Here is a 26,222-nt window from a genome sequence, read left to right on the forward strand (position 1 = left end):
CACTCCCCGATCTCGTTAACCAATTTCTCTCATTGCTCACGGCAGATTCTTATTTGGGACCATACGGGCGTACCCGAAGAGGCGCAACAGGCCCGCCAATGCCGACATGAGCCCACACCGCCAGGTAGGTTGCGCTGCATGTCCAAGCGATGGCTTTGTGCGTTCGGCGCGTCGGCAGCGGCCCTGGTACTCGCGGGATGCGGCCTGACGGTGACCAAGGCCGGGCCGAACCCGCTGACCAGCCCGCGCAGTACCCCGAACGGCATGGTGCTGGTCTCGCCGGACAACTACGTGCGCGCGGTGACCGACCAGGAGTTCACCAACGTCGTCAACGAGAACGGCTTCGGCAGGTTCTTCCACCTGCGCGAGGTCACCCCGATCGACCGGCAACTGGTGGTGCGGTCCAACCGGGACACCCTGTATTCGGCGGGCGTGTTCGACTTGCAGGCCGGTCCGGTGACCATCACGCTGCCCGATCCGGGCGAGCGCTACATGGCCGCGCAGGTGATCAACCAGGACGAGTACGTCACCGACGTCTTCTACGGCGCCGGCGAGCACACCCTGGACCAGAAGCACATCGGCACCCGCTACGTCATGGTCGCGATCCGAATCCTGGTCAACCCCAAGGACACCGCCGACATGGCCGCCGCGCACGAGCTGCAGGACGCGATCACGGTGGCCCAGGACGACGCCGGCAGTTTCGACGTCCCCCGCTGGGATCCGGTCACCCAGAAGAAGGTCACCGATGCGTTGCTGAGTCTGGCCGAGACCGTCCCCGACACCCGCGGCATGTTCGGCACCCTGGCCGACACCGACCCGGTGCGTCACCTGATCGGGGCCGCTGCGGCGTGGGGGGGCAACCCGGAGAACGACGCGCTCTACCTCAACGTCGTCCCGTCCCGCAACGACGGCGACACGGTGTACCGCGTGACGGTCAAAGACGTTCCGGTGAAGGCGTTCTGGTCGATCAGCGTCTACAACCGCAACGGCTACTTCACCGAGAATCCGCAGGATGCCTACTCCATCAACGACATCACCGCGACAAAGGCGGCCGACGGGTCGGTAACCGTGCAGTTCGGTGACTGCTCGTCGGAGGTGGCGAACTGCCTGCCGATCACCCCGGGGTGGAACTACCTGGTGCGGCTCTACCAGCCGAAACCGGAGATCCTTTCCGGGAAGTGGATGTTCCCCACCGCGCGGGCGGATGAGGCCGACACCAAGACGGGCACGACACCCGCCCCGACCACCCCGGCGCCTTCTCCGACGACCATGCCGGCACCTTCAACCACACCGGCACCTTCGACTACGACCACTCCGGCTCCGTCTACGACCCAGGCGCGCCCGCCACGCTGAATGGCCACACCACGGCACGCCTACTTCGCGTACGGGTCCAACCTGTGCACGCAGCAGATGATGCGCCGCTGCCCACACGCATCCGACCCGATCCCCGCGACGCTGGCCGACTACGACTGGCTGATCAACGAACGGGGCGTCGCCACCGTCGAGCCGTTTCCCGGATCACGCGTGCACGGCGTGCTGTGGCAGGTGTCCGATGACGATCTGGCGGCACTGGACCGCGCCGAAGGTGTGCCAGAGCGCTATCGCCGCGACCGGCTGACCGTGCACACCGCCGCTGGACCGGCACCGGCGTGGGTGTACGTCGACCACCGGGTGCAGCCCGGCCCACCGCGCGACGGCTATCTGGAACGCATCATCGGCGCCGCGGCCGACCACGCACTGCCGTCGAGCTGGATCGAGTTCCTGCGTCGCTGGGATCCGGCCTGTTGGCCGCTGTCCCCGCCCACCACGAACGGCTCGGGGCCACAGTCACTTTCAGAGCTGTTGGCCGACCCCGACGTCGACGAGGTCAGTCGGCTGCGGTCCCGATTCGGGTTCCTGGCCATTCACGGCGGAGGTCTGGAGCGGATGACCGACGTCATCGCCGAACGAGCCGCCGAGGCCGGCGGCGCGTCGGTCTACTTGCTGCGCCACCCCGACGGGTATCCCCACCACCTGCCCTCGGCCCGCTTCCTGCCTGAGGAGTCGGTATGCCTCGCCGAATTCCTGGACCACGTCGACGTGGTGGTGTCGGTGCATGGCTACGGCCGGATGGGGCGCAGCACCGAGCTGCTGGCCGGTGGCGGGAACCGCACCCTGGCAATGCATCTCGCCCGATGCGTCGAGGTGCCGGGTTATCAGATCGTCACCGATCTGGGCGCCATCCCGGTAGGTTTGCGGGGGCTGCACCCGGACAATCCGGTCAATCGGGCGCGCGGCGGAGGCACCCAATTGGAGTTGTCGCCACGGATCAGGGGCCTCAGCCCGCGCAGCCAGCCGCCCGGCGACGACGGATTGTCTCCGGCCACGGCGGCATTGGTGCGTGGTCTGGCGATCGCGGCAAGAACCTGGGACGTTTAGGAGGCGGATGGTGGACAACGAGTTTCGCTTCGGCGTGGGTGTGCAAGCGATCCGGTCTGCGGCTGCGCTGGCCGAGACCGCGCGGCGCCTCGAGGGGTCCGGTTTCGATGTGTTCCACGTGCCCGATCACCTCGGCGCCCCGGCACCCTTCCCCGCGCTGGTCGCCGCCGCGGCGGCCACCTCGACGATCCGACTGGGGACCTATGTGCTCAACGCGTGCTTCTACAAGCCGGCGTTGCTGACCCGCGACATCGCCGACACCGACCTGCTGTCCGGCGGACGACTGGAGGTCGGGTTGGGTGCGGGCTATGTCCGTGCGGAGTTCGAGGCCGCCGAGCTGCCGTTCCCGACCGCGGCCCGCCGCATCGACTACCTCGAACACGTGACGACGTATGTGACCAGGCGCCGGCCCGACGTGCCCATCCTGATCGCCGGCAGCGGCGATCGACTGCTCACCGTGGCGGCCCGCCACGCCGACATCATCGGATTGACCGGGGCGCGGGTGGCCGGCCAGGAAGACCGCGTCGACCCGTTGGCCGAGCGGATCGCGTTCGTCCGCGCAGCCGCCGGTGACCGATTCGACGCCCTTGAACTGAACCTGGCCATCACCGCGGTGCCGACCGACGGCTCCGGAATACCAGACCTGTCGCTGACCCGCCGGTTCGCCCCGACACTGTCGGATGAACAGTTGCTGGCCTCGCCTGCCGTGCTCTCCGGATCAGCTCACGACATAGCCGACACGCTGCGGGAATATCGCCGTCGCTACGGGGTGAGCTACTTCACCGTTCAGCAGGATCACGCCGAAGCCTTCGCCGAAGTCATTGCCGCACTGCGGTGATCACGGCCCACACCGAGGCGCCCAACGCGCCCGCCACAGCCACCCCGCCGAGATACAGCCCGTAGGCCGCGGTGATCGGCTCGACGATGTTCAGCCGGTAGTACCAGACACCCAGCGCCAGCAACCCCAGCGAAACCACCAGCGCGGCAACCGATGCCAACCGACTGAACAGGCCACCGCCGATCATCGCACCGGCCACCAGCAGCACGGCGGCCAACAGCACGATCAGCTGGCCGACCCCGAAGCGCGGCGGCAGCGCGATACTTCCGACGCTCCCCCCGATGGCGCTGGCCCGCCCGCCGCCGTTGGCCGATGTGGTCAGCCACGGCAGCCACGCGCTGACCGACAGGATCGCGGCGAACAGTGCGACGAGCCAGCCCGGGTGTACGCGAGTCATGTTGTGACACTAACCGGCTCAAGCGGGAGCGAAGACCGTGACGAACTTGTGCAGCGACTCGTTGATGTCGCTCTTGAGGGCGGCGGCCACCAGCATGCCGATCGGTCCGAACAGCGCCGGACCGCCCAGGTGCACGTCGAAGCTGACCTTGGAGCCGTCGCCTTCGGGGGCAACCTTGGCCAGCAGCTTGATCTTCACCCCGCCCTTGCCGTCGCCGTTGAGCGTCATCCCCGTCGGCGGTTTGTAGTTCACGATCGTCCACCGGATGCTGTTGGGCATGCCCTTGACCTCGACGATCGACTGGAGCTTTGTGCCCTTCTCAAGCGTGTCCGGCAACGTGCTGCGCCACACCCGGTGGATGGTCAGCCACTCCTTGTAGCGCGACAGATCCGAGGCGTGCGCCCAGGCCTCTTCGGGCGACAGTGGGACGTCGATGGATCCGGAGAGTTTCGCCATGTCGTGCTTTCCCCTTGTGTCGCGGTTTATCGCTGGGTCATTGTGGTCGTTGCCGGCTCCCGCCACAACTTGGGGCGTTCACCGAGCATGAGGCCGCGCACCCACCACATCGCCTCGATGACGGCGGCACCCAGCACACCGATGCCGAGCGCCATCGCCGTCAGCGCGACGTTGGAGGGATCCAACAGGAACTTCTCCCGGGCCAGCGGGATCGCGAAGATCCCCACATACGCCAGGCCGCAGCAGATCACCAGCATCAGCCGCCACCACTGATAGGGCCGCGCCACCACGGCCAGCACCCAGCCGGCGGTGGCCAGCAGCGTGATCAGGGCGGTGGTCGACGCCTGGATCTGTTGCACCGGGGTGGCTTCGCTGCCGCGGTAGGCGATCAGATAAGAGGAGAAGGTGGCGACGCCCACCACCAGTCCGGCCGGCAGCGCCCCGGTCATCACCCGCCGGACGAAACCGGGGTGCGCCCGCTCGTTGTTCGGCGCCAGCGACAGGATGAACGACGGGATGCCGATGGTGAACCAGGCGGCGATCGTGACGTGGATCGGCTGGAAGGGGTACAGCAGCGGCTTGGTGCCGAACAGCGCCGAAGCCAGCCCGACCAGACCGACCAGCAGGGCGAGCAGCACCGAGTACACCGTCTTGGTCAAAAACAGGTTCGCCACCCGCTCGATGTTGCCGATCACCCGGCGTCCCTCGCCTACCACGTAGGGCAGGGTGGCGAACTTGTCGTCCAGCAACACGATCTGGGCCACCGAACGCGCTGCCGGGCTGCCGGCGCCCATCGCGACGCCGATGTCGGCGTCCTTGAGCGCCAGCACGTCGTTGACGCCGTCGCCGGTCATCGCCACCGTGTGGTCGCGTGCCTGCAGGGCCGCCACCATGGCACGCTTCTGGTCCGGGCGCACCCGGCCGAACACGGTGTGCTCCTCCAGCGCGGCCGCCAGCGGCTCCGGCTCAGCGGGCAACTGGCGGGCGTCCATCGCCCCGCCCGTCAGCCCCAGCTCGTCGGCCACCGCACCCACCGACACTGCATTGTCACCGGAGATCACCTTCACCGACACGTCTTGGGCGGCAAAATAATCCAGCGTCTTCCGGGCGTCGGGCCGGATCTTCTGTTCCAGCACGACCAGCGCCGCCGGGGTGACCTTCCCGGGTGCGTCCGGGCGGTCGACGGGGGCGTCGCAGGCGGCCAGCAGCAGTACCCGCAGTCCGCGCGCCCCGATCCGCTCGGCCTGCTCGGCAGCCGCCGAGGACGGTTCGAGGAGCACGTCGGGCGCGCCGATCACCCAGTTGCCGTGTTCGGCGAAGGAGACGCCGCTCCACTTGGTGGCCGATTTGAACGGCGCCGTGGCACTCGGGGCCCAGCCCGGCGCGGTCGGGAACGCCTCACCGATGGCCTGGATGCTGGCATTGGGCCGGGCGTCGGCGTCGGCCAGCGCGGCCAGCGCTGCGCGCACCGGAAGTCCTTCGGCCGCGGCCAGTTCGACGACATCGGACACCCGCATGCCGTTCTCGGTGAGGGTGCCCGTCTTGTCCGCGCAGACCACGTCGACGCGGGCCAGGCCCTCGATCGCCGGCAGCTCCTGCACCAGGCACTGGCGCCGGCCGAGCCGCACCACTCCGACCGCGAACGCCAGCGACGTCATCAGCACCAGGCCCTCGGGAACCATCGGCACCAGGGCCCCGACCATCGCCAGCACCGATGCCTGCCATCCCACGTCGGTGGTGAACAGCTGGGTGTAGATGATCAGCAGTCCGGCCGGGATCAACAGGTAGGTGATGAACTTCAGGATCTGGTTGATGCCGTTGCGCAGTTCGGATTTCACCAGGGTGAACTTGCTGGCCTCCTCGGCCAACTTGGCCGCGTACGCGTCGCGCCCCACCTTGGTCGCCCGGTAGGCACCGCTGCCGGAGATCACGAAACTGCCCGACATCACCTGGTCGCCGACGCTCTTTCCGACCGGATCGGCCTCACCGGTCAGCAGCGACTCGTCGATCTCGAGGTCGGACACCTCAATGACATCGCCGTCGACGACGACCTGGTCACCCGGGCCGAGCTCGATGACGTCGCCGAGCACCACCTCGCCCGGCGGCAGCTGTTGCGTTCCGGACTGCCTGCGCACCAACGGTTTCGCCTGCCCGACGATGGCGAGTTTGTCCAGCGTCTGTTTGGCCCGGATCTCCTGCACCATGCCGATGACGCTGTTGAACACGATCAGCAGACCGAACAGGCCGTTGATCATTGAGCCGGTGGTCACCACGATGGCCAGCAGCACCCCCAGGATCGCGTTGATCCGGGTGAAGACGTTGGCCCGCACGATCTCGGGCACGCTGCGCGCGGCCCGGACCGGGATGTCGTTGGTCTGGCCCTCGGCCACCCGCTGGGCGACTTCGGCTTCGGTCAGGCCGGCGGCGGTCCGCGACACGCTCACCCACGCCACCATTTTTCGGCGTCGCGCGTGGCGCCCCGGACCTGCTCGCCGGGACGCGGAACCGCCACTTCGACTCGCGCTGCGTGGGCGGCGTCCAGCAGCCGTTCCACCGGCTCCACCCACGGGTGCGGGGCCAGCCGGAAGGTGCACCAGTGAATCGGCACCAGCAGGCCTGCGGACGCACCGTTGAGGTCCCGATGCGTGCGGACGGCCTCCTCGGGGTTCATGTGCACATCCGGCCAGGCGGTGTTGTAGGCGCCGATCGGCAGCAGGGTCGCGTCGAACGGGCCGTGCTCGGCACCGATCTGGCGAAAACTGGTGGTGTAGCCGCTGTCTCCGCCGAAGAAGACGCGGTGGCGGGGGCCGGCGATCACCCAGGACGCCCACAGCGTGACGTTGCGGCTCAGGAACCGCCCGGAGAAGTGCCGGGCCGGGGTGCAGGTCAGCCGGAGCTCGCCGAGTGTGGTGTGTTCGTCCCAGTCCAGTTCGACGACCCGCTCGGAGGGGACACCCCAGGACCGCAGGTGCGCTCCCACCCCCAGCGGGACGACGAACGGCGCCCGCTGGCTGCGGGCCAGCGCGGTCACCGAGTCGATGTCGAGGTGGTCGTAGTGGTCGTGGCTGATCACGATCGCATCCACTGCGGGCAGCGCCGACAGTTCCACCGGCGGCGGATGCAGCCGCCTCGGGCCGACCGCGTCCGACGGCGAGCACCGGTCACTGAACAGCGGGTCGGTCAGGACGCGATACCCGTCGACCTCGACCAGTGCGGTGGCATGGCCCAGCCAGGTGACCGCCAGCGGTTCGGCGGCGCCGCCGAAGTCGGGCGTCACCAGCGGAACCGGGGCAGGCGGCCGTCCGGCGCCGCGGTCGGCGATCAGTTCCCGCAGCACCGCACTCTGCTGCTCGCGATCCGCGCTGAACATCGAGACCCGCTCTAGATTGTGGAAGACGCCGTCGTGGTAGTTCGCCGAACGCACCGCCACCGCGTGGATCGCACCCGGCGCCGCACCCAGGGCGGCCGGCGTGCCGCGCAGGGCGCGCAGCATCCAGCTACCGGCGGCCAGGGTGGCCGTTCCGACCCCCAGCCGTAGGGCCCCCCGCAGCATGTCCACCCCCCTGCTAGGCGCCCTGGAAGTTCGGCGGGCGCTTCTCGATGCGCGCCACCTGGGCCTCGACCACGTCCTGGCTGCCCCAGGCCCGGTCGAACAGTTCCTTGTGCTCGGGCTGCTGGTCCTCGTAGGCGCCGTCGTCGTTGAGCACCCGCTTGGCGTGCTGGAGCGCCAACGGCGCCAGCCCGGCGATCTCCTGCGCCCAGGCCTGGGCGTCGGCGACGGTACCGAGCCGGTTGGCCATACCCGTCAGCAGGGCATCATCGGCGGTCAGCTTCTCCGCGGTCAGCATCATCGCCCTGGCCCGCCCGTAGCCGACCAGCGAAGTCAGCCGGCGGATGCTCCAGTTGTCCAACGCCAGCCCGTACTTGGCCACCGGGAACTGGAAGAACGCCTCGGGAGACACCACCCGCAGGTCGCAGACCATCGCCAGCTGCAGGCCGGCACCGATCGCGGCCCCGTTGATCGCACCGATCACCGGCACCGACACGTCGGCGATGCTCTGGTGCAGGGCGATCAGTTTGTCGGGGTAGTCGGCGGCGAACGCGTCGCCGGACAGGTCGGCACCGGCGCAGAACACGCTGCCCTGCCCGGTCAGCACGATCGCCCGGACGTCGTGGGTGGCTGCGTCCAAAACCGCCTCGCGCAGTTCGGTGACGAGCTGGGAGTTCAGTGCGTTGCGCCGCTCCGGGCGCTGCATCTCGATGGTCGTGACGGCTTCGTTGCGAGTAACACCGATCATGAGATCCCAGGGTAATTAGGCTTGCGGGGTGAGCCGGACCGGGGCCGACGAACTGCGCGATGCGGTACTGGACCGCGGCTCGTTCACCAGCTGGGACCACGAGCCGCTGGCCGTGCCGACCGGCGATGCCTACACCGCTGACCTGGCCGCGGCCCGGGCCGCCACCGGCCGCGACGAGGCCGTCAGCACCGGTGCGGGCCGGATCAACGGCCGCCGGGTGGCGGTGATCGCCAGCGACTTCGACTTCCTGGCCGGCTCGATCGGGGTGGCCGCCGCCGAGCGGATCACCGCCGCGGTGCGCCGCGCGACCGCCGAACGGCTGCCGCTGCTGGCCTCGCCGAGCTCCGGTGGCACCCGGATGCAGGAGGGCACCGTCGCGTTTCTGCAGATGGTGAAGATCGCCGCCGCGGTGCAGCTGCACAAACGCGCCCACCTGCCCTACCTGGTCTACCTGCGTCATCCCACCACCGGCGGGGTGTTCGCCTCCTGGGGGTCGCTGGGCCACATCACGCTGGCCGAGCCCGGTGCGCTGATCGGGTTCCTGGGTCCCCGGGTTTACGAACAGCTCTATGGGGAACCTTTCCCGCCGGGTGTGCAGACCGCCGAGAACCTGCAGGCGCACGGCGTGATCGACGGCGTGATCCCGGTGAAGTGGTTGCGGCGCACCTGCGCGCGGGCGCTGAAGGTGATGCTCGACGAGCCGGGCGCGGCTCCCCCGGCGGTTCAGCGAGGCTCGACGGAGGAGAGGCGAAGCTGGGACCGGCGCATGAACCCGGCACCGCCGGTCGAACCGATCCCCGATGTCCCGGCGTGGGACTCGGTGTGTGCGTCGCGGCGCCCGGACCGGCCGGGGGCGGGATTTCTGCTGCGGCACGGCGCCACCGAGCGGGTGCTGCTCTCGGGCACCGGCCACGGTGAGGCGGCGACCACCCTGCTGGCGCTGGCCCGGTTCCGCGGTCAGCCGGCGGTGGTGGTGGGCCAGCAGCGCCGGGCCGGCGGAATAGTCGGGCCCGCGGCGCTGCGGGAGGCCCGGCGCGGGATGGCGCTGGCCGCGGGTCTGCGGCTGCCGCTGGTGCTGGTGATCGACACCGCCGGGCCGGCGCTGTCCGCCGAGGCCGAGCAGGACGGCCTGGCGGGCCAGATCGCGGCGTGCCTGGCCGAACTGGTCACCTGCGAGGTCCCGACGGTGTCGGTGCTGCTCGGGCAGGGCAGCGGAGGGCCGGCGTTGGCGATGGTGCCGGCGGATCGGGTGGTGGCGGCGCTGCACGGCTGGCTGGCGCCGCTGCCGCCGGAGGGCGCCAGCGCCATCGTGTTCCGCGATACCGACCACGCCCCGCAACTGTCGGCCGCCCAGGGCATCCGGTCGGCGGAGCTGTTGGCCAACGGGATCGTCGACGTGATCGTGGCCGAGCGCCCGGATGCCGCCGACGAGCCGATCGACTTCACCAAGCGGATGTCGCGGGTGATCGCCGCCGAGCTGGCCGCGCTGCGCGCGATCCCCGACGAGCAGCGCCTGGCCGCCCGGCTGGAACGCTACCGCCGGATCGGGCTGCCCTGACCCGCGATTTCGGCGCGATAGTGTGCGCTGAGCGACGATTATCGCGCCGAAATCGCCCGTAACCACGCCTCGTGCAGGGCAGCGTAATGACCCTCGGCGCGGATCAACTCCGCGGGCGCCCCGTCCTCGACGATGCGCCCGCCCTCGATGACCAGCACCCGGTCGGCGATCTCCACCGTGGACAGCCGGTGGGCGATCACCAACGCGGTGCGCCCGGCCAGCACGTCGCGCAGGGCACGCTGCACCATCCGCTCCCCGGGGATGTCCAGTGACGAGGTGGCCTCATCCAGGATCAGCACCGCCGGGTCGGCCAGAAACGCCCGGGCGAACGCGACCAGCTGACGCTGGCCGGCGGAGAGCCGGCCGCCGCGCTTGGCGACGTCGGTGTGATACCCGTCGGGCAGCGCGGTGATGAACGCCGCGGCCCCCACGCTCGCCGCGGCCGCGGCCACCTCGGCGTCGGTCGCGTCGGGACGCCCGAAGCGGATGTTGTCGGCGACCGTCCCGGAGAACAGGTAGTTCTCCTGGGTGACCATCACCACGTGCCGACGCAGCTGCGCCTGGCTGAGCCGGCGCAGGTCGACGCCGTCGAGGGCGACCGTGCCCGACCCGGGGTCGTAGAACCTGGCGATCAGCTTGGCGATGGTGGTCTTGCCGGCGCCGGTGCTGCCGACCAGCGCCACGGTCTGGCCGGCCGGAATGGTCAGCGACAGCCCGTCGAGCACCGGGGTGTCGGACCGGTAGCCGAAATGCACGTCGCGCAAGGCGATCTCGCCGTGCACCTGCCCCGGGCTGACCGGGTCGCTCGGGTCGGTGACGGCGGGGGTTTCGCCGAGCACTCCGGCCAGCTTCTCCAGCGCGGAGGTCGCCGACTGGAAGGTGTTGAGGAATTGGGTGATGTCCTGCATCGGCTCGAAGAACATCCGAAGGTACAGCAGGAAGGCGGTGAACGTCCCGATTGTCATGTGCCCGTGCAGGACTCGCCAGCCCCCGTAGAGCAGTACCACGCCGGTGGTGAGGTTGCCGATCAGTTTGACCCCGGGGCTGAAGACGGCGATCAGCTTGAAGGACTTCTCGTTGACGGCGCGGTAGCCGTCGGCGACGCGGTCGAAGGTTTCTTGGCTGCGGGCTTCGCTGCGATAGGCCTGCACCGCCTTGATCCCGGTCATGGTCTCGACGAACTGCACGATCACCCGGGCAGCCTGCTCCCGGACCGCGGTGTAGGTCTTCGCCGATTCACCCCGAAACCAGCGCAGCAGCACCACCAGCACCGGAAAAGCGGCCAGGCACATCAGGCCGAGCCGCCAGTCCAGCACCACCAACAGCACCGCCGTGCCGGCCAGCGTGAGCGCCGCACTGACCAGGCCGTCGAACCCGGACAGCAACATCTCCTGGATCGCGTCGACGTCGTTGGTCAGCCGGCTCACCACCCGGCCCGAGGTGTAGCGGTCGTGGAATCCGACATCGAGGCGCTGGAAGTGACGGAACACCCGGCGGCGCAGCTCCAACAGCACCCGCTGACCGATCCGCCCCGACCACTGGGTGAACAGGATCCGGCTGGCGGCCGCGATCAGCACCGCCACACACAGCACCGCGATGACTGTGCCCAACGTCCGCATCGATCCGTCGGCAGTGATGGGCGGGATTCCGCGGTCGATACCGCGCTGGGCCAACATCGGAACCGCCAGGCGGGCAAGGTTTTCCACCACCACAACCAGCGCCAGCAGTGCCACCGACGCCCGGTACGGGCGCAGCAGCGACCACAACAGCCCGCGTGCCTGCACCCGGCCCGCGGTCACCGGCGCACCCACTCGACCAGGTGTTCGGCGCCGTCGTCGATTTCGTCGTCGGCGGCCAGCAGATCGCGGTAGCGCGGTGCGTCGGCCAGCAGCTCGGCATGCGTACCCACCGCCGTGATCCGCCCGTCCTCCAACAGCATCACCCGGTCGGCCAACGCCACCGTCGACGCCCGGTTGGCCACCACGATCGCGGTGATCGCACGATCGCGCAGCACCCGGCGCAGGGCGTCGGTGACCGCAGCCTCGGTGTGCACGTCCAGCGCCGAGAGCGTGTCGTCGAGCACCAGGATGGTCGGGGCGGCCAACAGCGCCCGGGCCAGCGACAGCCGCTGACGCTGACCGCCGGACAGGCTCATGCCCTGCTCACCGATCCGGGTGTCCAGGCCGGCCGGCAGGGCATAGACGAAATCCGCCGACACCGTCGCCAGGGCGTCGGCCAGGTCGGCGTCGCCGGCACCCGGCCGGCCCAGCCGCAGGTTCTCGGCCACCGACAACGAGAACAGGGTCGGGTCGTCGAACGCGGTGACCACGGCCGAACGCAACGCGGCCAGCGTCAGCCCGCGAATGTCCCGGCCGCCGATCAGGATCTGGCCCTGCGTCACGTCGTAGAGCCGTGAAAGCAGCATCGCCAGAACCGATTTGCCGGATCCGGTGGCACCCACCAGGGCGACGGTCTCGCCCGGCTCGACGGTGATGTCCAGCCCGCGCAGCACCCAGGGACCGCCGGCGAAGCGGAACCCTACGTCGCGCAGCTCCAGGGCGCCGCGCGGCGGGACGGGATCGTCGCCGTCGGCGATGTCGACGGGCGCATCGAATATCTCGGCGATCCGGTCGGCGGCGGTCATCGCCTCCTGGGTGGCCGACAGCAGGAAACCCAGCGACGACACCGGCCAGGCCAGCGACATCATCAAGGTGATGAAGGCGACCAGGGTGCCCATCGTGACCAGGTGGTGGCCCGCCGCATACGCGCCGAAGGCGAGCACCACGATCAGGGTGAGGTCGGGGATCACCGCGAGCAGGGTCCAGAACCGGGACGACACCTCCACTTTGGCGATACCGATGTCGCGCAACGCGGTGGCCTGGGCGTCAAACCTTTCGAAGACGTGGTCCTCACGGCCGAACGCCTTGATGGTGCGCAGACCCAGCGCGGACTCTTCGACCACGGTGGCCACCTGCCCGGCCTGGTCCTGCGCCCGTCGCGACAACAAGGTGTACTGCCGGCGGAAGTACTGCACGACCAGCACCACCGGCACGATCGAGATGCAGACCACCACGCCCAGCGGCCAGTACAGCACCAGCAGAATCGTCGTCACCGCAACGATCTGACATGTGTTCAGCACCAGGAACACCAGCACGAAAGAGAGGAAGCGGCGGATGGTGGACAGGTCGTTCATCACCCGCGACAGCAGCTGCCCGGACTGCCAGCGTCCGTGAAACGTCATCGGCAGCACCAGCAGTCGGGCGTAGAGATCCTTGCGGATGTCGGCTTCGACACCCATCGTGGTGCGCGCGACCAGCCAGCGCCGCACCAGCCACAGAGTCGCCTCACCGACGCCCAGCGCGACGGCTGCGGCGCCCAGCACCCACAAGCCCTGCTGATCGCGGTGGGCCACCGGCCCGTCGATGACGGCCTTGGTCATCAGCGGGATGACGACGGTGACACCCAGACCGGCCACCGCCACCGTCACCATCGTGATCCACCGCGCCCGGTACGGACGCAGATAGGGCAGCAGGCGCCGCAGCGACGACGATGCGGCGGCCGGCTTCACGACTTCGACCCTAGATTGACGGCGGCGACCCGCGGCGCATCCCGCGTGGACCGACCACAGTCAGGCAAAATGGCGCCATGGACAACGCTGCCTCGCCCCGGGTACTGGTCGTAGACGACGACGCCGACGTGCTGGCGTCGCTGGAACGCGGACTGCGGCTCTCCGGCTTCGAGGTGTCGACGGCCGCCGACGGCGCCGAGGCGCTGCGCAACGCCAAGGAGACCCGGCCCGACGCGATCGTGCTCGACATCAACATGCCGGTGCTCGACGGGGTGAGCGTGGTGACGGCACTGCGGGCGATGGGCGACGACGTTCCGGTCTGTGTCCTGTCGGCGCGCAGCTCGGTCGACGACCGGGTGGCCGGGCTGGAGGCCGGCGCCGACGACTACCTGGTCAAGCCGTTCGTGCTCGCCGAGCTGGTGGCCCGGGTGCGCGCGATGCTGCGGCGACGCGGCTCGGCGGCCAGCTCGTCCTCGGAGACCATCACCGTCGGTCCGCTGGAGGTCGACATCCCGGGCCGGCGCGCCCGGGTCAAGGGTGTCGACGTGGATCTGACCAAGCGGGAGTTCGACCTGTTGGCCGTGCTCGCCGAACACAAGACCGCTGTACTGTCCCGGGCACAGCTGCTTGAGTTGGTCTGGGGCTACGACTTCGCCGCCGACACCAACGTCGTCGACGTGTTCATCGGCTATCTGCGACGCAAGCTGGAGGCCGGCGGCGCACCCCGGCTGCTGCACACCGTCCGCGGAGTCGGTTTCGTCCTGCGAACGCAATGAGGGCCACCATGAACGTGATGAGCATGCTCCGGCGGATCTTCGCCCGGACACCCTCGCTGCGAACCCGGGTGGTGTTCGCGACCGCGATCGGTACCGCGATCGTGACGGTGATCATCGGCGCCATCGTGTGGGTGGGTATCACCAACGACCGCAAGTACTGGCTGGACCGCCGCCTGGATGAGGCCGCCGGTCTGACCGTCCCGCTGATCGGCCTGGGCGAGCTGCCCCGGTCGGCGGGCGCCGGCGATGCGGTGATCACCCTGCGCCGGGCCAACGAGGTGACGTCGAACTCCTCGGTGGTGCTGCCGGAGTTGGAGCCGGGTTACGCCGACACCGAGATCAACGGCGAGCTCTACCGGGTGCGCACCGTCGACATCCCCGGGCCGGGTCCGCGGTCGCTGGCCGTCGGCGCCACCTACGAGGCCACCCTGGCCGACACCAGCAACCTGCACCGCCGGGTGATCCTGCTGTGCACGCTCGCGATCGGCGCGGCTGCCGTGCTGGGGTGGCTGTTGGCGGCGTTCGCGGTGCGGCCGCTGCGCCGGCTCGCCGAGCAGGCCCGCTCGATCGATGCCGGCGACGAACGCCCGGATATCGAGGTGCGCGGCGCCACCGAGGCGGTGGAGATCGCCGAGGCGATGCGCGGCATGCTGCAGCGGATCTGGACAGAGCGTGACCGCACCCAGGAGGCGTTGGCCTCCGCGCGCGACTTCGCCGCGGTGTCCTCGCATGAGTTGCGGACCCCGCTGACCGCGATGCGCACCAATCTGGAGGTGCTGACCACCCTGGACCTGCCCGACGATCAGCGCAAAGAGGTGCTCAACGACGTCGTGCGCACCCAGACCCGGATCGAGGCGACGCTGTCCGCGCTGGAACGCCTTGCACAGGGGGAACTGTCCACGGCCGACGATCACGTCCCGGTGGACATCACCGAGCTGCTCGACCGGGCCGCCCACGACGCGATGCGGGTGTACCCGGAACTGAACGTGTCACTGGTGCCGTCGCCGACCTGCATCATCGTCGGGTTGCCGGCCGGGTTGCGGCTGGCGGTCGACAACGCGATCGCCAATGCGGTCAAGCACGGCGGGGCGACGCAGGTTCAGCTGTCGGCGGTCACCTCGCGCGCCGGTGTCGAGATCGCCATCGACGACAACGGCAGCGGGGTGCCCGAGGAGGAACGCCGGATCGTCTTCGAGCGGTTCTCCCGGGGGTCGACGGCGTCGCACTCGGGGTCGGGCCTGGGGCTGGCCCTGGTGGCGCAGCAGGCCGAGTTGCACGGCGGCACGGCGTCGCTGCACGACAGCCCGATCGGCGGGGTGCGACTGCTGCTGCAGCTACCGCCGCCGCGCTGAACTGCCTCCGCCCCGGGGCGGCTACTTCTCCTTGTCGGTGCGCCAGCTGTCCCAGCGTTTGAAGCCGGCTGCGCCGGCCGTCTCCTCGTCCTTGAACCACACCTCGGCGATGGTCGCATCGTAGGAGGGGCTCTCCGGGCCGTGGTAGAGCATCGAGTCCTCGTTGCCCTTGATCGTCCATCCCGACGGGCCGCTGCCGCCGGCACCCGCTCGTGCCGAACCGTCTCCGTACGGTGCCCCGCTGACGGCAAGTTTGGCCGTCGCGGCCTCCGAAGCGGCGGTGCCGCCGGCCAGCTTCGCCGCCGCCGGTGCCTCGCGGGTGACCCGTCGGATGGTGAAGGCGAAAGTCAGCAGCAGTCCCAGGACGAACGACAGAACCATCAGGCAGCAGTTGGTGCCGTGCATCAGTTGGCTCCGATCTCAGCTGAGCCGGGCAGGTCGGCGATGGCGGCCTGTCTGCTCGTGCGGCGAACGAACGCGACGGTGAGCAACCAGGCGACTGCCGAGCCCACCGAGAATGCCAGCAGGTACCACAGCCAGTGCATGACGAAATCCATGGACGATTCTCCTTAGCTAACCGTGATGGCGACGCGACGGTTCTGGGCGCGACCGTCGGGAGTCGCATTGCTGGCGACGGGGTCGGCCGAACCGTGCCCGTTGGACGTGACGCTGCTCGCGGGCACGCCGTTGGCCACAAGGAAGTCGGCGACCGACTTGGCCCGGCTCGCACTCAGCGAGACGTTGATGCCGTCGTTGCCGGTGTTGTCGGTGTAGCCGCTGACCGTCAGGTGAGCCTTCTGGCACCCTTTGACCTTCTCGGCGACCCGGCTCAGCTGCTGCTGGGTTTCGGCGGACAGGGTGTAGCCGTTGGTCACGAACGTCACCGGCGCGCTCATCAGGTTGGTGATGTCGGTCTGCAGGTTGCCGCAGTCACCGGATGCCGCAGCAGCTGTGCTGGGTGTCGCGGGCTCCGCCGTCGCAGTGGAGTTCCCTGCGTTCTTCGACTCTTCGGGCTTGATCTGGATGTCGTTGGCCAGCGTCAGGTTCGGCCAGGCCAGCTTCGCTGCCGCCTCGACCGCGGAGCGAACCGCGTCGGACGCGGCCGTGCCCCGCAGGGTGATGGTGTTGTCTTCGATCTTGAACTTGAAGTCCGGCATCGACAGCGCAGCCTTGAACACCGAGCCCAGGCTGCCCAGGTCCGGCGCGGACACACCGGGCTTGATGTTGATGTTGTCGACCAGCTTCACCCCGCTGCCGAACATGCCTTTGAGCATGTCGATCAGGCCGGTCCGGGCGCTGATGTCGGGCACGTTGCCATTGAGGGTGATGACATTGCCGTTGCGCATGATCGACAGCGGCGCGATGGACAGAGCCGGCGGGCTCACGCTCGGCACCGACAGGGACGGCGCGGACAGGGACGGCGCCCCGAGTTTGGAATCGTTGATGTCCAGTTTCGAGCGATCCGCCGTTCCGAGACCGATCAGGGCGAGCAACAGCGGTACCGCGGCCGCCGCCAGCAACCAGCCGAAGCCGGGTGGCCGACGGTAGAAGCGCGAAGCCTTTCGCATGAACACTCCTCGTGGTTCGAGACACCCGCGTCCGGGACAACGCGAGTGTAGTGGGTTCATGGTTAGCTGGCGGGAGACTTCGGAGGATTCCGGCCGAGCCCTGTCAACGTGCCCCAGCGACCACCAGTTCGTTGACGATATGGCGCCGTGGCCAGGCATGTTCGGCGGCATCCGTCACGGCGGCAGCCTCGGCCGCAGTGGCCGCGGTACCTGCCAATGTCACAGTGTCATTGTTAGCTCGCAAGCTGAAATCTCGGATCACTTCGGCTGTTTCGAACACCGGGGCCGATGCACTCAGATCAGGTGTGGTGGCATTCGGTGTGACCGTGAGGCGATCGACGACGGTCACGTCGTCGGCCGAGCTGACCACGGCGTCCACCAGCTCACGCTTGGCCGCCGGGTCCGTCACGTCACCGGTGAGCGTGAATTCGTTACCGTGGCGGACAACCGACAGCGGTACCGGATCGGTTGCGGCGGCATCGGATTCGGTATGGCGCGGCCCACAGCCGACCATTGTCAGCAGCACCGCGACCAGCGCCGCCCCGATCAGCCGGACGCGCAACTCAGCGAGTGCCGAGGAGATCGATCACAAAGACCAGGGTCTTGCCGGCCAGCTGGTGCCCGGTACCCGCCGGACCGTAGGCCAGCTCCGGCGGGATCACCAGCTGACGCCGACCGCCGACCTTCATCCCCGGGATGCCGTCCTGCCAGCCCGCGATGAGCCCGTCCAGCGGAAACTCCAGGGACTCACCACGGTTCCACGAACTGTCGAACTCCGCGCCGGTGTCGTAGTCCACGCCGAGGTAGTGCACGTTGACCAGCGCACCGGGCGCGGCCGAAGCACCGTCGCCGACGACGATGTCTTCGATGACCAGTTCGGTCGGGGCCGGGCCGGTCGGAACGGTGATCTGCGGCTTGGCCGAGTTCGCCATGTCGGTTACCGCCCATCGATTCCGGCGTAGTCGCGCTCGGTGTAGCCGGTGTAGATCTGACGCGGCCGGCCGATCTTGGAATCGCCCTCATCGTGCATCTCACGCCAGTGCGCGATCCAGCCCGGCAACCGGCCCAGCGCGAACAGCACGGTGAACATCTGGGCGGGGAAGCCGATGGCCCGGTAGATCAGGCCGGTGTAGAAGTCGACGTTCGGGTACAGCTTGCGCTCGATGAAGTAGTCGTCGGTGAGTGCGGCCTCTTCGAGGGCCTTGGCGATGTTGAGCAGTTCGTCGTCGCCGCCGAGCTTGCTCAGGATCTTGTCGGCCTGCTCCTTGACGATGCGCGCCCGCGGGTCGTAGTTCTTGTAGACCCGGTGGCCGAAGCCCATCAGCTTCACGCCGTCCTCGCGGTTCTTGACCTTGCGGACGAAGTCGGTGACGTTGCCGTGGTTGTCGCGGATGTCCTCGAGCATCTCCAGCACCGCCTGGTTGGCGCCACCGTGCAGCGGGCCCCACAGCGCGTTGATGCCGCCGGAGATCGAGGTGAACAGGTTGGCCCGCGACGAGCCCACCAGCCGCACGGTGGACGTCGAACAGTTCTGCTCGTGGTCGGCGTGCAGGATGAACAGCAGGTCGAGGGCCCGAACCACCTCGGGGTCGGCCTCGTACGGCTCGGCGGGCAGCCCGAAGGTCATCCGCAGGAAGTTCTCCACCAGGCTCTGCGAGTTGTCCGGGTACAGGAACGGCTGGCCGGCCGACTTCTTGTAGGCGTAGGCGGCGATGGTGGGCAGCTTGCCCAGCAGCCGGATGGTCGACAGCTCGACCTGGTCGTTGTCGCTCGGGTCCAGCGAGTCTTGGTAGTAAGCGCTCAGCGCGTTGACGACGCTGGACAGCACCGGCATCGGGTGGGCGTTGCGCGGGAAGCCGTCGAAGAACCGCTTGAGGTCCTCGTGCAGCATGGTGTGCCGCTGGATCCGGCCGGTGAACTCGGCCAGCTGCTCGGTGGTGGGCAGCTCGCCGTAGATCAGCAGGTAGCTGACCTCGATGAACGTCGACTTCTCGGCCAGCTGCTCGATCGGGTAGCCCCGGTAGCGCAGGATGCCGGCGTCGCCGTCGATGTAGGTGATGGCGCTCTTGACCGGCGAGGTGTTGGCGTAGCCGTTGTCGAACGTGGTGTACCCGGTCTTGGACAGCAGCGAGCCGATGGCCAGAGCGTCGGAGCCTTCGGTGGCTTTGACGATCGGCAGTTCAAGCTCGCCGCCCGGATACTTCAGAGTGGCGGACTCGTCGGTTGCGGCCACAAGGAACCCCTTTGCACTATTCGGCTAACCAGCCGATTGGGTGTGTATTAGGAAAGGTAGTCGGTTCCGGGCCGACGCGCCCCCCCGGGTCACGGTATCCCTCATCGGTCATAGCGGGACGGCGGTCGTTGAACCGCGCCGGGCCTGCGGTAGCCCAGGAACGCGGGCACCGCGAGCGCTGCGAGAACCGTGCCCATCACCACCAGCACCCCACCGCCGGCGGCCGCAACCGAGGTGCCCACCACGGCTCCGGCCGCGCCGTGGACAGTGTCCGCGAGCCGTGGGCCACCTGCGACGACGACGATGAAGACCCCCTGCAACCGGCCGCGAATCTCGTCGGAGGCGGCCTCCTGGAGCATCGTCGAACGAAACGCCGCCGACACCATGTCCGCGGCTCCGCCGACCGCCAGGAACGCCAACGCCACCCACAACACCGCGCCGGGATGGCCGTCGGCCCTCCCGACCGCCAGCCCGAAGCCGGCCATGGCCGCTCCCCAGACCACGATGGCGACCACGATCGCCAGGCCCTGCCGGTCGACCCGCGGCAACCAGCCGGAGAACACCCCACCGGCCACCGCCCCGGCCGACATGGCCGCGGCCAGCAGCGCCATCGTCGTGCCGCCCTCGACCGGCCCGCCGAAGTCCACCGCGGCGATCTGCGGGAACAGCGCACGCGGCATGCCCAGCACCATCGCGATCAGGTCCACCACGAACGACATCAGCACCACGGTGTTGGTGGCCAGATACCGGAAGCCGTCCAGCACCGCCGCGAACCCGAACCGCGACTCCCCCACCGGGTTCATGCGGCGGTCCCGGCTTCCCCTCGCCTTCGCCGGCCCGGGGGCCGACTCCCGCGAGCATCGCCGAACCGCCGCCCCCACCGGCGGCATCGGCGAGAGCCGCCACGTCGCCCAGACCGGGATCAGGCACGTGACCGAGTCGATCAGGTACAGGGTGGGCAGGTCGACCCATTTCAGCAGCAGGCCCGCCAGCAGCGGCCCGACGATCGCCCCGAACTGCGCAACGGTCATGTTCAGCGAGTTGGCGGCGGGCAGGTCGCCGGCGGCGACCATCCGCGGGATCGCCGCGGAGCGCGTGGGTGCGTTGATGGCGTAGAACGCCTGCTGCACCGCCAGCAGGCACAGCACCACCCAGACCCCGGCCCCGACCAGGGCCTGCACCCACAGCAGCACCGACGCGACGGCCAGTCCGCACGAGGCGATGATCAGCAGGGTGCGGCGGTCCATCGCGTCGGCCCAGGCGCCGCCCAGCAGCCCGAATACCACCAGCGGAACCAGCGCGAACAGCCCGGCCAGCCCGACGTAGGCGGAACTTCCGGTGAGCGCGTAGATCTGCACCGGTACCGCGAAGATGGTCAGGTTCGCCCCGATGACGGTCGGGATCCCCGCCACCCACAGCCGCCGGAAATCCGGGCTGCGCAGCGGGGTGGTGTCGGCGAACAGCCTCACCCGGTCAGTTTCCCCCGCAGCCCGGCCGGGGCAGGACTCAGGCCGGACGCACGACGACGTTGACCGTGCTTGCGCCGCCGTGAGATTCGATGAACAGCACCGGAGCGTTGGGATCTGAGACGACCGTGCCGCCGGTGACCTCCACGTGGTAGCCGTTCGGGTATTCGACGGTCGGCACCGAGATGACCGTTTGCGTGCCGGCCGTGAAGCTGCCCAGCCCGTCGGCGCGCTCGGTGGAGTAGCTCAGCTGGAATATGCCGTCCTGATACGACCAGGATTCCGGCGTGCCGCCGATCGCCTGTGGGTAGGGCGCGGCGATGATCGCCAGCTTGTCCCAGTCGACGTTGTCGCCGACCGGCGGCTTGCTGGGGTCGAAGACCAGCGCCTGACCGATCGGGTCCGAGCTGGTCACCTCACTGGTGGCGTAGGCGAACTCGGTCCAGTTGAGCCCGAATCGGTCGGCGACCGGAATCATGGCGTCGATGGCCTTGAGCCGGGAGGTGGATCCGAATTCGGTCAGGTAGGCCGGGATACCGTGCGAATCCGCGTAGTGCTCGGCGCGGGTCAGCGCCAGGTCGTAGTAGTCCCCGCAGCCGAAGTCGATTCCGAACACGGCCGATTGCAGGCAGTAGGTGTGGAAGGAGAAGACCGTGTTCGGGTCGTCCACCTTGCCCAGATGGGTGTCCACCGGCAGATTGCCGAACATGGTGTTCGGTTGGAAGAACACCGGGGTGTGCGGGTCTACGGACCGGATCGCCGCGTCCACCTGGTTGTAGAAGGGCGTCAGCGCCTGGCTGTCGAAGTGCGGATCACCGAACAGACCTCCCAGCCATTGGGTGCCCGGCCACGGCTCGTTGATCAGCTCGTAGCCCAGCACGTCGGGGTTGCCCCGGAAGTAGTTGGCGACGTACTGCCACATCTGCGCGTAGTGGTTCTGCAGTCCGACCCCATCGGGGGCTTTGGCGTTGCCCCAGAAGGCATCCCAGGCGTGGTTCTCCGCGGGATTGAAGATGTAGTTGGCCGGGAAGCCCAGCTGGGGGTTGGGTAACCCGCCGGTCTGCACCATCCAGTCCGGGAAGCCCTGGCCGCCGAACGTGCTGCTGTAGAGACCCTGGGTCGGGTAGAGCAGGCTGACGATGCCGTGGTTGGCCAGAGTCTGTACGGTCTGCGCGACCGAGGCGAGGTAGGCCGCGTCGAAGACACCGGGTTCGGGCGCGACGGCTTCCCACGCGAAACCCAGCCGTACCGCGGTGAAGCCATTGTCGGCCAGGAACTTCGCGTCGTCGTCGCTGAATCCGTCGGCGGACGGCGTATACGGGGGGACCTTGTAGTTGTGGTTGAGTCCGTGCAGGACCACGACCCGACCGTCGCTGTCGGTGAACCAACGTCCGGTGACGCTGAGCCCGCCGTCGTCGGTGATCGGCGGTGCGTCGGTCCGTGTGCCGTAATGGCCGGCCGCGCCGTGGTCGCCGAACAGCACGCCACCGGTGCCGCCGGTGCCGCCGAGAGCTGGCAGTGCGGTGGAGGCTCCGCCGATCCCGCTGTCGCCGGCGTCGCCGCCGTGGCCGCCGTTACCCATCAACCATCCACCGGCGCCGCCGTCCCCGCCGTGGCCGCCGTCGATGCCGTCGGCACCGTGGCCGCCGACGCCGCCGTTGCCGAACATCCCGGCTGCACCACCGGCACCGCCGACGCCACCGGGCGCCGTGTTGTCCCAACCGGCCCCGCCGTCGCCGAACAACCAGCCGGCAGCACCGCCGTCTGGGGTCGTCTCGGTCCCGGCCGTGCCGTCGGCGATCATCGACCCCCACCCCAGCGCGTTGCTGAAGCCGTTGAGCCCGTCGAGGATCGGTGTCGGCCCGGTGCTGTTGATCCAGCCCTCGATGCCGGTGTGCAGCGGGGTGTAGATGAGCTGGTCGAACCACGCGCTCGCGTCCGCGGCGCCGGGCATCGGTACCGCAACCCCGGCGAGGGCGGCATCCCAGCGCGCAGGATCGAAGAACGCCTCCCAGGCCGCCGGGTTCCACAGCGTGTCCCAGTCCACGGTGTTGGTCGCCGCATCGGTGAACGGCGCCAGCATCTGATCGAGCACATCGTCGATGACCTCGGCATCGGCCGGCGGCGACGCAGCCATGCCGAACGCCAGGACCGCCCCCAGCACTGCACCCGACCCGATCGCCCGGACGTGCCGACCTGGGGAATCCGCAGTCGACCGCCGCTTCACCTCAGCGCCACGACGAGACATTTCCCGACGCCTCATTTCCTTTGCCGGAACTCTCAATCTGAAGAATTCCGAATGAAATGAGAAGTTACTACAAAGTGCTGTCTGAGATTCGCAAAAGTGCGATGGTGATTGCGTAGCCGCGTCAGGGCTGCAGGCGCTCGATGTGCCCGCCGGTCACCCGAATCCTGTTGTGCAACCGGCCTTCCCGGCCCTGCCAGAACTCCACCACCTCGGGAGCGATGGTGTATCCGACCCAGTTGGGCGGGACCGGAACCTGCTCGAGGTCGGCGAAGCGCTCGGTCACCTCGGCCAGCTGGCCCAGCAGCGCGGCCCGCGAGGCGACCGGACGCGACTGCTGCGACGCCCAGAACCCCAACTGCGACGCCCGCGGCCGGTGCACCCAGTATTCGGCCGGCTCTGCGGCGTCGGTCCGGCTCACCCGGCCGCGGATGTGGACCTGCCGGCCCAGCTGGTACCAGGGGAAGGTCGCCGACGCGAACGGGGTGGCCGCCAGGTCGGTGGCCTTGGCGGAGCCGGCGTCGGTGAAGAACGTGACGCCGCGGGCGTCGAGATTCTTGCACAGCACCGAGCGCGTGACCGGGCGGCCGTCTTCGAGGGTCGCGACCACCATCGCGTTGGGTTCGGCGATCCCGGCGGCCTCGGCGTCGCCGATCCAGTTGCGCAGCAGAACCTCCCAGCCGTCGGCGAGCCAGTCGGCTTCGAGGTCGCCGCTGTTGTCCTTCTCCCGGTATTCCACTCGCATCGCCGCCAGGTGCTCGTTGTCGGGGCCCGTCCTTCGCACCGCCCAACGCTACGCCCCGGCGCAGCCCAGGCAGTGTTACCGGCCGGTAGCAAGTTTCCCGCGCCCAGGTGGGAGAATCGGGGTCATGACTGCTGCGGTACCGGAGAACTTCGTCGCCGGCCTCGAGGGCACGGTGGCCTTCACCACCGAGATCGCCGAGCCGGACAAGGACGGTGGCGCCCTGCGCTACCGCGGTGTGGACATCGAGGATCTGGCCGGCAAGGTCAGCTTCGGTGACGTGTGGGCCCTGCTGGTCGACGGCTCGTTCGCCCGTCCGCTGGACCCGGCCGAGCCACAGGAACTGTCGGTGCGCACCGGCGACGTCCGGGTGGACGCCCAGGCCGGGGTGGCGATGCTGGCACCGCAGTGGGGCTTTGCGCCGTTGCTGGACACCGACGACGCCACCGCCCGCGACCAGTTGGCCCGCGCCGCGGTGATGGTGCTGTCCTACGTCGCCCAGTCCGCGCGCGGCTCGCAGACGCCGGTGCCGCAGTCGAAGATCGACGGCTGCGCCACCATCACCGAACGGTTCATGACCCGCTGGCTCGGGGAGCCCGACCCGGCCCACGTCGAGGCGATCGACGCCTACTGGGTGTCGGCGGCCGAGCACGGCATGAACGCCTCGACCTTCACCGCACGGGTGATCGCCTCCACCGGCGCCGACGTCGGCGCTGCACTGTCAGGCGCGATCGGCGCCATGAGCGGGCCGCTGCACGGTGGTGCGCCGGCCCGGGTCATCCCGATGATCGCCGAGGTGGAGAAGTCCGGCGACGCCCGCGCCGTGGTCAAGGGCATCCTGGACCGCCGCGAGAAGCTGATGGGCTTCGGGCACCGGGTGTATCGCGCCGAGGACCCGCGCGCCCGGGTGCTGCGCGCCACCGCCAAGCGACTGAACGCGCCCCGCTACGAAGTGGCCGCGGCGCTGGAGCAGGCCGCACTGGCCGAGCTTCGGGAGCGCCGCCCGGACCGGGCCATCGAGACCAACGTCGAGTTCTGGGCCGCGGTCATCCTGGACTTCGCGCAGGTGCCGCCGGCCATGATGCCGGCGATGTTCACCTGCGGACGCACCGCGGGCTGGTGCGCGCACATCATGGAGCAGAAGGGGCTGGGCAAGCTGGTGCGCCCGTCGGCGATCTACGTCGGCCCCGGTCCGCGCAGCGCGGCATCCGTTGCGGGCTGGGACCAGATTTCCAAGGCCCTGATCTGACCGGCCGTCACGCCGAACGTGTAATCAGCGCGATTTTTGGGGCGATTTTTCAATCTGAGTACACGCTCGACGCAAGGGCGGATTCGCTGGCGGGCTGGAATCAGCTGGCCCAGGCCTAACAGCCACCATCCGACCGCACCCGCTCGGCCGTCAACACCCCCAGCCAGTCATCCGTCGAGCACCACGGCCGTCCGTTTGGGGCATATCGCTTGGCGAGGTCGGCGACTCGCGCTTGGTCACGCACGACGAAACCGGGACCATTGAGCGCAGCGGTCAGCTCGGCTATGGACAGGGCGGTAAGCCACGGCTCGCCACGACGGCGTACCAGTCGGGCGGTACGGCGGGCACCGGCGAGATGATGCTTTCCGGTCACCGTCTCGGGGTCGCCGAAGTCAGTGACGAGAAGACTTCCGGGCGCGCAGATATCGGACAGATCTGTCAAGGTCTGGTCGATCGCCGCCCGGGTGAGATAAACGGAGACGCCAATCCAGACGACGACGCATGGTCTTGTCGGGTCGAAGCCGGCCTGATCAAGACGCTCCGCCAGACGATCAGTCTCGAAATCACACGGAACCCACTGGACTCCCGGCCCAACTGCGCGATTGGCGCGCTCCAGCAAGCGCCGCTTCTCCAGCTGGGTGGTTGGGGCGTCAACCTCGAAGATCGCCGGCCCGGAGTCCGTCGCAGGTGTGCGCAAGCTCGTGGTGTCAAATCCCGCCCCCAGAAGGACAACCTGATCGATTCCCGTCGAGATTGCTTGCCGGACCACATCATCCGTGTACCGGACACGAAGGACGATGTAGACATGCAACCCGGGGAGGTAGCCATCGAGAACACGCAAACATGCTCGCGCAATCACTGGCTTCGTCAACAGGAGTTGGTATCCGTCCACGAAAAGCGCTGAATCGGGGTCATCGAGCAACCTGCGATGAGGCGGTTGTAGAGATTCCGCCGCGCGCTGCAGAGCGCACGTCTGCGCCGTCAGGCTGGCATCTCGATCCAATCGACGACGAGGCACCGCTTCAAAGTATTACAGCGCGTCGAGTTGGACCACCGAT

The 26,222-nt window shown here is 68.9% G+C and carries 24 protein-coding genes; 7 read left to right on the forward strand and 17 right to left on the reverse strand.

Annotated features, from left to right (window positions below; translation table 11 throughout):
• Positions 1–264: 264 nt before the first annotated feature.
• From K6T84_RS16570 to K6T84_RS16580, 3 genes are read left to right on the forward strand one after another with little or no spacing between them, the layout of a single operon-like run.
• Complete coding sequence (locus K6T84_RS16570; protein ID WP_225399701.1) at positions 265–1,353, forward strand: DUF1214 domain-containing protein; 1,089 nt, start codon at positions 265–267, stop codon at positions 1,351–1,353.
• Positions 1,354–2,418, forward strand: a complete 1,065-nt coding sequence (locus K6T84_RS16575; RefSeq protein ID WP_225398606.1) for a poly-gamma-glutamate hydrolase family protein — start codon at positions 1,354–1,356, stop codon at positions 2,416–2,418. It abuts the gene before it with no gap.
• Between the two features lie 10 nt (positions 2,419–2,428).
• Positions 2,429–3,256 carry a TIGR03621 family F420-dependent LLM class oxidoreductase gene (locus tag K6T84_RS16580; protein WP_225401454.1) on the forward strand — a complete coding sequence of 276 codons (828 nt, stop codon included), beginning with the start codon at positions 2,429–2,431 and terminating at the stop codon, positions 3,254–3,256.
• Here K6T84_RS16580 and K6T84_RS16585 read toward each other — a convergent pair.
• The 5 genes from K6T84_RS16585 to K6T84_RS16605 are packed head-to-tail and all read right to left on the reverse strand — an operon-like array spanning position 3,237 to position 8,407.
• Positions 3,237–3,653 (reverse strand): hypothetical protein, encoded by a 417-nt coding sequence (locus tag K6T84_RS16585; RefSeq protein ID WP_224864589.1) that lies wholly within the window; start codon positions 3,651–3,653, stop codon positions 3,237–3,239. The genes K6T84_RS16580 and K6T84_RS16585 overlap by 20 nt on opposite strands.
• Positions 3,654–3,671: 18 nt before the next feature.
• Positions 3,672–4,109, reverse strand: coding sequence for a type II toxin-antitoxin system Rv0910 family toxin (locus tag K6T84_RS16590; protein ID WP_224864588.1), 438 nt, complete (start codon positions 4,107–4,109; stop codon positions 3,672–3,674).
• 26 nt (positions 4,110–4,135) lie between these two features.
• Positions 4,136–6,565, reverse strand: a complete 2,430-nt coding sequence (locus K6T84_RS16595) for an HAD-IC family P-type ATPase (protein ID WP_225401453.1) — start codon at positions 6,563–6,565, stop codon at positions 4,136–4,138.
• Positions 6,550–7,662 carry an MBL fold metallo-hydrolase gene (locus K6T84_RS16600; RefSeq protein WP_224864586.1) on the reverse strand — a complete coding sequence of 371 codons (1,113 nt, stop codon included), beginning with the start codon at positions 7,660–7,662 and terminating at the stop codon, positions 6,550–6,552. The genes K6T84_RS16595 and K6T84_RS16600 overlap by 16 nt, the downstream gene beginning before the upstream one ends.
• Positions 7,663–7,675: 13 nt before the next feature.
• On the reverse strand, positions 7,676–8,407 hold the full coding sequence (locus K6T84_RS16605) for an enoyl-CoA hydratase (protein WP_224864585.1): 732 nt from the start codon (positions 8,405–8,407) through the stop codon (positions 7,676–7,678).
• A gap of 28 nt (positions 8,408–8,435) precedes the next feature.
• On the opposite strand from K6T84_RS16605, the gene K6T84_RS16610 reads away from it, so the two are divergent.
• Positions 8,436–9,965: an acetyl-coenzyme A carboxylase carboxyl transferase subunits beta/alpha gene (locus K6T84_RS16610; protein WP_225401452.1), complete on the forward strand. Its 1,530-nt coding sequence runs from the start codon at positions 8,436–8,438 to the stop codon at positions 9,963–9,965.
• A gap of 38 nt (positions 9,966–10,003) precedes the next feature.
• Here the strand turns inward: K6T84_RS16610 and K6T84_RS16615 are convergent, their stop codons facing one another.
• Together K6T84_RS16615 and K6T84_RS16620 are read right to left on the reverse strand one after the other, a co-directional pair.
• Positions 10,004–11,764 carry an ABC transporter ATP-binding protein gene (locus K6T84_RS16615; RefSeq protein ID WP_225401451.1) on the reverse strand — a complete coding sequence of 587 codons (1,761 nt, stop codon included), beginning with the start codon at positions 11,762–11,764 and terminating at the stop codon, positions 10,004–10,006.
• On the reverse strand, positions 11,761–13,455 hold the full coding sequence (locus K6T84_RS16620; RefSeq protein WP_225401965.1) for an ABC transporter ATP-binding protein: 1,695 nt from the start codon (positions 13,453–13,455) through the stop codon (positions 11,761–11,763). The genes K6T84_RS16615 and K6T84_RS16620 overlap by 4 nt, the downstream gene beginning before the upstream one ends.
• A gap of 155 nt (positions 13,456–13,610) precedes the next feature.
• Here K6T84_RS16620 and K6T84_RS16625 point away from each other — a divergent pair, with 155 nt between their 5' ends.
• A complete protein-coding gene (locus K6T84_RS16625; protein ID WP_224864582.1) occupies positions 13,611–14,309 on the forward strand; it encodes a response regulator transcription factor in 699 nt (232 codons plus the stop codon).
• A gap of 17 nt (positions 14,310–14,326) precedes the next feature.
• Entirely contained in the window at positions 14,327–15,661 is a 1,335-nt protein-coding gene (locus K6T84_RS16630; protein ID WP_225401450.1) for a sensor histidine kinase, read from the forward strand.
• Positions 15,662–15,682: 21 nt separating this feature from the next.
• Here K6T84_RS16630 and arfC read toward each other — a convergent pair whose 3' ends face one another.
• The 9 genes from arfC to pdxH all read right to left on the reverse strand — a co-directional run bounded on the left by arfC (position 15,683) and on the right by pdxH (position 23,957).
• On the reverse strand, positions 15,683–16,066 hold the full coding sequence (gene arfC, locus K6T84_RS23905; protein WP_225401449.1) for a channel accessory protein ArfC, sunset domain variant: 384 nt from the start codon (positions 16,064–16,066) through the stop codon (positions 15,683–15,685).
• Positions 16,066–16,218, reverse strand: coding sequence for a channel accessory protein ArfB (gene arfB / locus K6T84_RS16640; protein ID WP_224864579.1), 153 nt, complete (start codon positions 16,216–16,218; stop codon positions 16,066–16,068). Before arfB ends, arfC begins: the two co-directional genes overlap by 1 nt.
• A 12-nt stretch (positions 16,219–16,230) precedes the next feature.
• The gene (gene arfA / locus K6T84_RS16645) at positions 16,231–17,229 is read right to left on the reverse strand and encodes a channel-forming protein ArfA/OmpATb (protein WP_225398601.1); all 999 of its coding nucleotides are present in this window, start codon (positions 17,227–17,229) and stop codon (positions 16,231–16,233) included.
• 103 nt (positions 17,230–17,332) lie between these two features.
• Complete coding sequence (gene arfA / locus K6T84_RS16650; RefSeq protein WP_329786708.1) at positions 17,333–17,791, reverse strand: channel-forming protein ArfA/OmpATb; 459 nt, start codon at positions 17,789–17,791, stop codon at positions 17,333–17,335.
• Between the two features lies 1 nt (position 17,792).
• On the reverse strand, positions 17,793–18,161 hold the full coding sequence (locus tag K6T84_RS16655; RefSeq protein ID WP_224864576.1) for an FKBP-type peptidyl-prolyl cis-trans isomerase: 369 nt from the start codon (positions 18,159–18,161) through the stop codon (positions 17,793–17,795).
• 5 nt (positions 18,162–18,166) lie between these two features.
• Positions 18,167–19,462 (reverse strand): citrate synthase, encoded by a 1,296-nt coding sequence (locus tag K6T84_RS16660; protein WP_224864575.1) that lies wholly within the window; start codon positions 19,460–19,462, stop codon positions 18,167–18,169.
• Between the two features lie 101 nt (positions 19,463–19,563).
• Positions 19,564–20,931: an MFS transporter gene (locus K6T84_RS16665; RefSeq protein WP_225401447.1), complete on the reverse strand. Its 1,368-nt coding sequence runs from the start codon at positions 20,929–20,931 to the stop codon at positions 19,564–19,566.
• Positions 20,932–20,968: 37 nt separating this feature from the next.
• Positions 20,969–23,092: a cellulase family glycosylhydrolase gene (locus K6T84_RS16670; RefSeq protein WP_304621322.1), complete on the reverse strand. Its 2,124-nt coding sequence runs from the start codon at positions 23,090–23,092 to the stop codon at positions 20,969–20,971.
• A gap of 205 nt (positions 23,093–23,297) precedes the next feature.
• Positions 23,298–23,957 (reverse strand): pyridoxamine 5'-phosphate oxidase, encoded by a 660-nt coding sequence (gene pdxH / locus K6T84_RS16675; RefSeq protein WP_255613077.1) that lies wholly within the window; start codon positions 23,955–23,957, stop codon positions 23,298–23,300.
• A gap of 85 nt (positions 23,958–24,042) precedes the next feature.
• Here pdxH and K6T84_RS16680 point away from each other — a divergent pair, with 85 nt between their 5' ends.
• Positions 24,043–25,164, forward strand: a complete 1,122-nt coding sequence (locus tag K6T84_RS16680) for a citrate synthase 2 (RefSeq protein ID WP_225398596.1) — start codon at positions 24,043–24,045, stop codon at positions 25,162–25,164.
• 115 nt (positions 25,165–25,279) lie between these two features.
• Here K6T84_RS16680 and K6T84_RS16685 read toward each other — a convergent pair whose 3' ends face one another.
• Positions 25,280–26,182, reverse strand: coding sequence for a class I SAM-dependent methyltransferase (locus K6T84_RS16685; protein ID WP_225401446.1), 903 nt, complete (start codon positions 26,180–26,182; stop codon positions 25,280–25,282).
• Between the last annotated feature and the right edge of the window lie 40 nt (positions 26,183–26,222).

The organism is Mycobacterium zoologicum (assembly GCF_020181635.2).
Classification (GTDB): domain Bacteria; phylum Actinomycetota; class Actinomycetes; order Mycobacteriales; family Mycobacteriaceae; genus Mycobacterium; species Mycobacterium zoologicum.